Source organism: bacterium, assembly GCA_021372775.1.
GTDB lineage: Bacteria > Acidobacteriota > Polarisedimenticolia > J045 > J045 > JAJFTU01.
On sequence record JAJFTU010000428.1, the window covers coordinates 1 to 8948 of the forward strand.

9 protein-coding genes are annotated in these 8948 nt (G+C 73.5%); 2 read left to right on the forward strand and 7 right to left on the reverse strand.

What is annotated here, in order from left to right; all coding sequences use genetic code 11:
• A partial coding sequence (locus LLG88_14775; protein ID MCE5248169.1) for an RHS repeat-associated core domain-containing protein occupies positions 1-780 on the forward strand: 780 nt, incomplete at its 5' end.
• Between the two features lie 602 nt (positions 781-1382).
• Positions 1383-1577: a hypothetical protein gene (locus tag LLG88_14780; protein MCE5248170.1), complete on the forward strand. Its 195-nt coding sequence runs from the start codon at positions 1383-1385 to the stop codon at positions 1575-1577.
• Between the two features lie 185 nt (positions 1578-1762).
• Here the strand turns inward: LLG88_14780 and LLG88_14785 are convergent, their stop codons facing one another.
• From LLG88_14785 to LLG88_14815, 7 genes are all read right to left on the reverse strand, one after another.
• Complete coding sequence (locus tag LLG88_14785) at positions 1763-2482, reverse strand: DUF4412 domain-containing protein (protein ID MCE5248171.1); 720 nt, start codon at positions 2480-2482, stop codon at positions 1763-1765.
• A 132-nt stretch (positions 2483-2614) separates the two neighbouring features.
• Entirely contained in the window at positions 2615-4129 is a 1515-nt protein-coding gene (locus LLG88_14790; GenBank protein MCE5248172.1) for an AMP-binding protein, read from the reverse strand.
• Positions 4126-5181: an O-succinylbenzoate synthase gene (locus tag LLG88_14795; GenBank protein MCE5248173.1), complete on the reverse strand. Its 1056-nt coding sequence runs from the start codon at positions 5179-5181 to the stop codon at positions 4126-4128. Before LLG88_14795 ends, LLG88_14790 begins: the two co-directional genes overlap by 4 nt.
• A gap of 22 nt (positions 5182-5203) precedes the next feature.
• Positions 5204-6112, reverse strand: a complete 909-nt coding sequence (locus tag LLG88_14800) for a 1,4-dihydroxy-2-naphthoate polyprenyltransferase (protein ID MCE5248174.1) — start codon at positions 6110-6112, stop codon at positions 5204-5206.
• Positions 6109-6939, reverse strand: a complete 831-nt coding sequence (gene menB / locus LLG88_14805; GenBank protein MCE5248175.1) for a 1,4-dihydroxy-2-naphthoyl-CoA synthase — start codon at positions 6937-6939, stop codon at positions 6109-6111. The genes LLG88_14800 and menB overlap by 4 nt, the downstream gene beginning before the upstream one ends.
• Positions 6940-6962: 23 nt before the next feature.
• Positions 6963-7823: an alpha/beta fold hydrolase gene (locus tag LLG88_14810; protein MCE5248176.1), complete on the reverse strand. Its 861-nt coding sequence runs from the start codon at positions 7821-7823 to the stop codon at positions 6963-6965.
• Positions 7824-7828: 5 nt separating this feature from the next.
• Positions 7829-8948, reverse strand: a 1120-nt coding sequence (locus tag LLG88_14815; GenBank protein ID MCE5248177.1) for a thiamine pyrophosphate-dependent enzyme, incomplete at its 5' end; no start/stop codon positions are given.

An 8948-nucleotide genomic window follows, 5' to 3' on the forward strand; every position in this document is an offset into this window, starting at 1 on the left:
CTCGGCAGCCTGCGCCTCGTGACCGACGCGACGGGCGCGGTCGTCGAGGCGCACGACTACTACCCGTTCGGCGGCGAGATGGGGCCGGTCGGCGCGTCGAGCCGGAGGAAGTTCACGGGGCACGAGCGGGACGAGGAGACCGGGCTGGACTACATGCTCGCGCGGTACTACCCCGCGTCGCTGGGGCGGTTCCTGAGCGTCGATCCGGGGTTCGACGTCCAACCGGAAGATCCTCAGAGCTGGAACCTGTACGGGTACGTGAGGAACAATCCGGTCAACGCGACGGATCCGGACGGCCGCCTCGCTGCACCGTGGCATTTCTTCATCTCGTTCTTTGCTGCGCGCAAGGAAGGCTTTTCAATACGTCAGTCGCTTCGCCTTGCATGGCAAAGCGTCAAAACGGACTTCAAACCAGGCTCGCAATCGACGCGCGCCTCGGATACGAATGTGCACGCGATGAAGGGGGAAAGGCCGGACGGGACTGTGCAAACGAACGCGGAGGCTCGGGAATGCACTGAACGATCGAAGCAGGAGAATATCAAGAAGAACACTGTCGAGTCTGTAGGCGACGCTCTTCACACGGCGGAAGACAGCGCCACTCCTCGTCACCGCGACCACGTTTGGAACGGAGTCGGCAAAGGCTTCCTGACGCACTTTGCTCACGACGTCCTCCCAGGCACCTCGACGATCAAAGAAGCATACGCCGCGAGTCGCGAAGTGATGAGAGCGGTGAGGGAGCAGAATGGACAGCCGAGGCTGCCCGAGGGGGGGGATCAGTGATGGCTCGACCGCTACGTGGGACTCTACTTCTGCTCGTTCTCGGAAGCGCGAGCATGGTAGCGGCGGCGGAAGGATCGAAGCCTTTGGCTACCGCACGATCCACCTATGGCATCACGGCGTTTAACATTTGCAGCCCAGATGACTACATAGTCTTGATCCGCCGAGCTGATCACCGCGTCATTGCATTGACCTTTCACGCGATCAAGAAGGGTGCCGAGGAGAACACAGGAACGGCGGAGTACTCGGTGTTTCTCCTCGACGATCAGAACCCACCGCGGGAGAAGAGGGGTAATGTGTCCGTGTTGGGCTGGTCGGGTTTTCGACCCCTGACGGTTACTCGGGGCAGGACATCCATACGACAATTCGGATTTCGGCTCCGCTACCGTTATCCATCGTGTATTGACATGTACGGAACACCGTACGAATTCGCCCCGACGCCTTGGACTAGAGTCGAAGATGTAGACATCAATGCCTTGTTTCTCCGCTGGTACCGCGGTCAGGAGAACAACGACTTCTCGATCGAGGTCGCTCCGTCAGAGCTAACTCATTCTCCCGAATCACCTGACCGATCGAATTAGGGGCCCTGGAGAGCCGCTGCGACGGTGAAGCGCGTCGGCAAGCCCGGCGAAGCGGGGCACGAGCGGGACGAGCAGGGAATTCTCGATCGAGAGCGCGCCGAACTGATAGAGAGCGAGGAGATCCGGCTGGCTGGATGCGCTATGAGGAAGGGCGGGGACGAATTCCTGAAGGAGCGGGACAAAGAGCGCGGGAAGACGGTGCAGGAGAGTTCACGATGATCCGGCTGCTCCTGCATCGTGTGGGGGCGGACCCACGATGCCGCAGTCGGAAGGGCGCCTTCATCTCGGAGCTGTTCTGGACGGACGTGAACCCGGGTCAGGTCTCGAAGCCGGATGGACGAAGGGCGCGGCCGCGAAGCCGCGCCCTCTTCATTTTCCGGAACGGCGCCGCGCGCGGCGCGGCTCTAGCCGAGCGGGTTGAACTTCGCCACGGCGTATCCGGCGGGGATCGCGTAGACGCCGCTCGGCGCGGCGGCCTCGTCGATCGAGACGATCTCCTGGCTCGTCGTCACCGTCTGCCCCGCGACGCTGGCCTTCGAGATCGTGAGGATCGGCATCCCCTCGAGCGCGCGCGTCGTCTTGGCGAGTTCGGCCATCGTCGGCAGCGCGTCCTGCATGCCGGCGAGCATGTCCCGGTACGCGCCGGCGGTGTCCGGCCGGACGTCGCTCGTCGTCCAGATCTCCTGCTCGGTGGTCACCATCGCGCTGGAGAGGGTGAGGACGTACTTGCGCGTCTTCCACGCGCCGATCTGCTTCGTCTCGCCGGTGTCCTTGACCGCGACGGACGGCTTGAGCTGCGTCAGCATCGCCTGGAGCTGCGCGGCCTCTTCGGGGCCGACGAGCTTGGCGAAGTCGATCGGGATGTCGATCGCGCCGCAGCTCTTCCGGCCCTTGTCGCAGAGGTACATCTTCTTCGCGGCGGGCAGGATCAGCAGCACGCTCTCGTCGTCCTCGGCGCGCAGGCCGTCCTTGCCGATCCACGTCGTCTTCGCGCCGTCCTGCGCCGGCTGCCCCATGAACGCGTCGCGGTGCTGCCGGGCGACGATCTTCGTGTCGGCGTGCGCGGCGCCGGCGGCGCCGGCGAGCGCGAGGAGGAAGGCGAGGGCGAGGCGGGCGGTCTTCATGCGGGAACTCCTTGTCGTCGGCGCCGGTCGCGCCGGTCGTGGCGATCGCGGCGGTCGTGCCGATGTCGCGGCTGTCGCGCCGCGTCAGTGGCGACGCCGCGGCGCACGCGCCGGGGGCTCGGCGCGCGGAGATTACGCCCGCCGCGCGTCCGCCGCGAAGAGACGCGCCGCGGCGCGGCGGTCCAGCTTTCCGACGGCGTTGTGCGGCAGTTCGGCGGCGACGGCGAAGGCGCGGGGCCGCTCGTGCGGCGCGAGCGCGGCGGCGGCCCGTTCCGCGGCGGCGACCGCCGCCTCGCCCGCGTCGGCGTGCGTCGCCTCGGCCGCGTCGGCGACGCGCGGCACGAGCGCGGCGGCGACGATCTGGCCGAACACCGGATCGGGAAGCGGAAAGACGAGCGCCGCGGCGATCTCCGGGGCCTCCTCGAGCGCGCGCTCGACGACGAGCGGATCGACGTTCTCGCCGCCGGTGACGATCACGTCGTCGGCGCGGCCGAGAGTCGTCAGGCGGCCGCGCTCGTCGAGGCGGCCGCGGTCGCGCGTCCGCAACCAGCCGCCGGGCGCGAACTCCGGCGCCGCGGGATCGGCGGGGAAGAAGCCGGCGGCGAGCGACGGGGAGGCGATCTCGATGCGTCCGCCGACGATCCGCAGGCGGACGCCGGGGAGCGGCGCGAGCCGGTCGGGCGGATCGCCGGGAAGGCGCGTCGCCACCTGGGAGCACGTTTCGGTGAGGCCGTAGCTGGTGAACACGGGCACGCCGCGGCGCTCCGCCTCGGCGACGAGGGCGGGGGACGCCCCCGCGCCGCCGACGAGCGCCATCCGCAGCGCGCGCGGCGCGCGCCACTCCGGCAACTCGCGGAAGAGCCGCGCGAGCTGCGCCGGCACGAAAGAGGCGAGCGTGGCGCGCCCGTCGTCGAGCGCCGCGGCGATGTCGCGCGGCGCCGAGGAGCGGGCGAGGACGACCGGCTTGCGCGCGAGCAGGGAGCGGGTCACGACGGAAAGGCCGCCGACGTGGGCGAGCGGCAGGCAGAGCAGCCAGCGGTCGTCGTCGCGCCAGCCGAATCGCTCCGCCGACATCGCGGCCGAGGCGAGGAACGAGCGGCGCGGCAGGACGATCCCCTTGGGCGCGCCGGTCGTGCCGGAGGTGAAGACGATCGCCAGCGGCCATTCGTCGCCGCCGTCGTCCGTCGCCGCGCCGCCGCGCGCGACGTCGAGCCCGCCGCGCGCGACGTCGAGTCCGCGGCGAGCGACGTCGATCACGCCGAGCGGTTCGTCCGCGCGGCGTTGCGCGTCGCCGCGCGGCGGGACGAGACGCCCCTCGTCGGCGTCGAAGATCGGCGCGGCGAGCTCCAGCCGCGCGCGCCGCTCGGCCGCGGAGAGGCGCGGGTGCAGCAGCGCCGTCGGACGCCGCATTTCGACAAGCGCCCCGAGCCGCGCGAGGGAGTCGATCGTCGGCCGCGGCGAGAGGGCGGCGCGCGGCGTCGCACGCTCGTCGAGCCGCTCCATCTCCTGACGCATCCGTTCGTCGAGCCGCTCCATCTCGAGGCGGATCCGCTCGGCGAACGACGCGCAGGTGATCGCCTCCGCGGGCCCGACGAAGGCCAAGGCGCGCGGCGTCTCGCGCGCGGCGTCGAGAAAGGAGAGGGTCACGGGAAGAGCTCCGGCGGCGGGGCGAGGCCGAGGCCGGCCTTCTCCGCCGGCGGCCACGAGGGGCGCGGCGCCGAGCCGTCGGCGGGGCTGAGCCCGCAGGCGAGCGGCGGCGGATCGAGCGCGAAGGCGAGCTGCGCCGCCGCGGCGCGGGCCAGCGGCCCGTCGAAGATGCTCGTCACGACCGTCCTCATCTCGTACGTCGCCGCCTCGCGCGCCAGCTCGAGGCAGCGGAAGAACCCGCCGAGCACGGCCGGCTTGAGGACGGCGACGCGGCAGGCGCCGGCGTCGGCGAGACGCGCCAGCGCGTCGGGGATGCGCAGCGACTCGTCGGCGGCGAGCGGGACGTCGGCGCCGGCGAAGTGCAGCAGGTCGTCGGGGCCGACCGGCTGCTCGACGAACTCGAGGTCGAGGATCGCCAGCTCGGCGAGCCTGCGGCGCGCCTCGGCGGGCGTCCAGCCGCCGTTGACGTCCACGCGCAGCCGGGCCGACGGACCGAGCGCCGCGCGCAGCGAGGCGAGCGCGAAGAGCTCGTCCTCCCACTGGCCGGGGGCGCCGATCTTGATCTTGAACGTGCGGAACCCTTGGGCTGCGAGCCGCTCCGCGCGGGCGACCGCCTCCGCCCCGCGCGGCGGCGGGACGAGCGCGTTGATCTCCAGCGCGCGGCGCGGCGCGCCCCCCGAGAGGAGCGCGGCGATCGAGGCGCCGACGCGCCGGCCGGCGAGGTCGAGGAGCGCCGTCTCCAGCGCGAAGCGGGCCGACGGCGCGTCGATCGGCAGCGGGCGCAGCAGGCGGCGGATCTGCGGCGCCGCGGGCAGGCAGTCGTCCGTCTCGAGCGGCAGCGCCGCGGCGGCGGCGCGCAGCGCGCGCTCGGCCTCTTCGAACGTGTCGGGGGAGTAGCCGGGGAGCGGCGAGGCCTCGCCGTGTCCGCGCGTCCCCTCGTCGTCGATCGCGCGCACGATCAGCGAACGCCGCTCCGGCCAGGCGCTCCGCGCCGAGGCCGCGCCGGGGGAGGCGAAGCGCACGCGGGCGAACTGGAGGGCGGCGATCCTCAAGCGGGCCTCCGCGCAGGCGGCCTCAACGCGCGGCGGGCCGGCCGAGGACGAGGCCCGCGCTGAAGAGAACCGCGTAGAGCAGCAGCAAACGCCCCGTGGCGGCCAAAACGCCGTTGAGCGGCGGCCCCTGCTCGGTCGCCAGACGGCGGGTCAGCCGCGCCGCCGAGGGGAGCGAGCCGAGCGTGAGCAGCGTCCACGCCGGCGCGGCGTCGGCGAGCACGAGCAGCGGCGGGACGAGGAAGGCGGCGAGGGCCAAGGCGCCGTACTCGACGACGCCCGCCGTCCGCCCGAGGACCACCGGGAGCGTCCTGCGCCCCGCGCGGCGGTCGGACTCGACGTCGCGCACGTTGTTGACGACGAGGATCATCGTGACCAGCGAGCCGACGGCGAGCGACGACCAGAGGGCGAGCGGCGGCAGCGCGCGCATCTGCGCCCAGACGGTGCCGCAGACGGCGGCGAAGCCGAAGAAGACCATCACGAAGAGGTCGGCGAGGCCGTGGTGGGCCAGCGGGAAGGGGCCGCCGGTGTAGGCGTAGCCGCAGACGATCGAGGCGACGCCGATCGCCAGGATCGGCCAGCCGCCGACGGCGATCAGGTGGACGCCGGCCAGCGCGGCGAGGGCGAAGGAGACGATCGCCGCCAGCTTGACCTCGCGCGGCGCGAGCAGCCCCGCCGCGGCGACGCGCGTCGGCCCGACGCGCCGCTCGTCGTCGGCGCCGCTCTCGAAGTCCTGCACGTCGTTGGCGTAGTTCACTCCGACCTGGATCATCAGCCCGCCGAAGAGCGCGGCGAGCGCGGTGACGGCGCGGAAGCCGCCGGCGTGGCAGGCGACCGCCGCGCCGACGACGACCGGCGCCGCGGCCGCGGGGAGCGTCCGCGGGCGCGCCCCCATGACGAGGGCGGCGAGCTTGGACGGCCGGCGCTCGCTCACGGCAGGCGGGGGAACTTGCGGAAGTCCGGCTTCCGCTTCTCGAGGAAGGCGTTCTTGCCTTCCTTCGCCTCGTCGGTGAGGTAGAAGAGCAGCGTCGCGTCGCCGGCGAGCTGCTGCAGGCCGGCCTGCCCGTCGCAGTCGGCGTTGAGCCCCGCCTTCAGCAGGCGCAGCGCGACGGGGCTGTGCTGCAGGATCTCGCGGCACCACTGCATCGTCTCGCGCTCGAGCTCGGCGAGCGGCACGACCTTGTTGACGAGCCCCCAGGCGCACGCCGTCTCGGCGTCGTACTGGCGGCAGAGGAACCAGACCTCGCGGGCCCGCTTCTGGCCGATGCAGCGCGCGAGGTACGAGGCGCCGTAGCCGCCGTCGAAGCTGCCGACCTTCGGGCCGGTCTGGCCGAAGACGGCGTTGTCGGCGGCGATCGTCAGGTCGCAGACGAGGTGGAGCACGTGGCCGCCGCCGATCGCGTAGCCGGCGACCATCGCGATCACCGGCTTCGGCAGCGTGCGGATCTGCCGCTGCAGGTCGAGCACGTTGAGCCGCGGGATCCCGTCGTCGCCGACGTAGCCGCCGTGGCCGCGGACTTTCTGGTCGCCGCCGGAGCAGAACGCCTTGTCGCCGACGCCGGTCAGCACGACCACGCCGATCTCGGCGTCCACGCGCGCGTCCTCGAAGGCGCGCTTCATCTCCTCGACCGTCTGCGGGCGGAAGGCGTTGCGGACCTTCGGCCGGTTGATCGTGATCTTGGCGATCCCCTCGGGCGACTTCTCGTAGAGGATGTCGGTGAAGTCGAAACCGGCCGCGGGCCGGAACTGGACGTCGCTCATGGAATACCTCCGTGCGCCCGATTCTACCGCGCCGCGCGCGGCCGGTCGGCGAGGAGGCCGGCGAGGAAGGCGGGCGCCTCGAGGACGACGTTGTGCCCGGCGCCGGGGGCGACGACGAACCGGCCGCGGCGCAGCGACGGCGCGGCGGCGGCGGCGATCGCGCGGAACTTGGCGTCGAGCCCGCCGGCGACGAGCGTCGTCGGCGCCGCGAGCTCCGCGAGGCGCGGCGCGTAGTCGGGCATCGCGGCGAGGCCGAGCGTCTCCATCGCCGCGGCGAGCGACGCGGCGTCGCCCCTGAGCCGCAGCGCGCGCTGCGCGGCGCGCTTCTCTTCCGGCAGCGCCCGCTGCGTCGCGAAGAGCGGCAGCGCCTCCCACGCCGCGGCGAACGCCTCGACCCCCTCGGCGCGCAGCCGGGCGGCCCATCCCGCGTCCCACGCCGCGCGCGCGGCGCGCGCCGCCGGATCGGCGAGCCCGGGGTTGACGCCGACGAGGATCAGTTCGGCCGCGATCTCCGGCCGCAGCAGCGCGGCGGCGAGGGCGAGGCGCGCGCCGAGCGAATAGCCGCAGAGCGTCGCGCCGCGGCCGAGCGCCGCGACGGCGGCGGCGATCCGCGCCGCCGCGCCTTCGAAGCCGCCGCGCGGCTCGATCGGCGCCGCGGGGTCGTGGCCGGGAAGGGCGAGGGCGACGACGCGGCGGTCTTCGGGGAGCAGCGCGGCGAGTTCGTCGAAGCTCTCCGGCGCGCCCGCGAAGCCGTGCAGCAGCGCGATCGGCGGCCGGCGCTCGGGGCCCGCGGCGGGCCACTCCTTGGCCGGCGCGCCGCCGATCAGGATCCGTCGTCCGGCGCGCGCCGCCGGCCGACGCTCGTCCGCGTCGCTCCGCTCCATCGCGGTCAGGCGCCGCGGAGCGCGGCCGCGGCGCGCTCGGCGACGAGCGCGGCGAAGCGGCGATGGAGGGGCGCGGCGTTCTCGCCCGGCACGGTCATCTGCACCAGACGCGCCCCAGCCGTCGCGGGCGCGGCGTCGAGATCGTCGGGCGCCGCGGCGACGAGGCGCGGGACGCCGAACGCCGCGGCCAAGGCGTCGAAGTCGACGCGCGGCGGCGTCAGGAACAGGCGCTCGAACTCCGCGGGACGCGCCTCGGGTTCGGCGATCGGCAGCAGCTCGAAGAGCCGCCCGCCGCCGTTGTCGGCGAAGGCGACGTCGAGCCGCCCGCCCGCCGCGGCCGCGACCGCCAGGCCGCCGCAGTCGTGGAGCAGCGAGACGTCGCCGCAGAGCAGCGTCGTCGGCCGCGCCGCGGCCGCCGCGGCGCCGGCGGCGCCGGAAACGAGCCCGTCGATGCCGTTGGCGCCCTTCTGCGCGAGGACGTCGAGCGGCGGCGCCGCGTCGCCGGGGCAGAAGAGATCGACCTCGCGCACGGAGAGGCTGTTGCCGAGGAAGAGCAGCGATCCCGCGGGGCGGGTCGCGAGCAGGCGGCGCAGCAGGCGCGGCCCGGCGGCGGCGTCGCCGGCGAGGATCTCGTCGAGCGCGGCGCGCGACGCGCCGTCGGCCGCGCTCCACGCCTCGCCCCACGCCTCGTCCGCCGGCTCGTCTTCCGCGAAGGCGGCGGCGAGGAGGTCGAGCGTCGGCGCGAGGTCGCCGTCGATGAACCCGGCGACGCTGTTCGACGGATCGCTCCAGCCGCGCGCGCCGATCACCCAGCGCTCCAACTCCGGCTCGCGCTCGAGCAGCGAGGCGTAGCCCTTCGAGGTCGGCGGGGCGCCGATCTCGAGGACGAACTCGGGACGGAGCGCGTCGAGACGCGCCGCGCGGAGCAGCGGGTCGAAGAGATCGACGCGCGGCGCGCGCCCGGCGCCGCCGCGTTCCGCTTCGCGGCGTTCTTCTTCGCCGCGCCCGCAATCGCCGCTCCCTGCCGCGCGCGTCGCCCCGCCGTCGAAGCGGAACTGACTCGTCGCCTCGGCGAGGACGGGGAAGCCGGCGGCGTGCGCGAGGCGCGCCAGCGCGTCGCGCGCG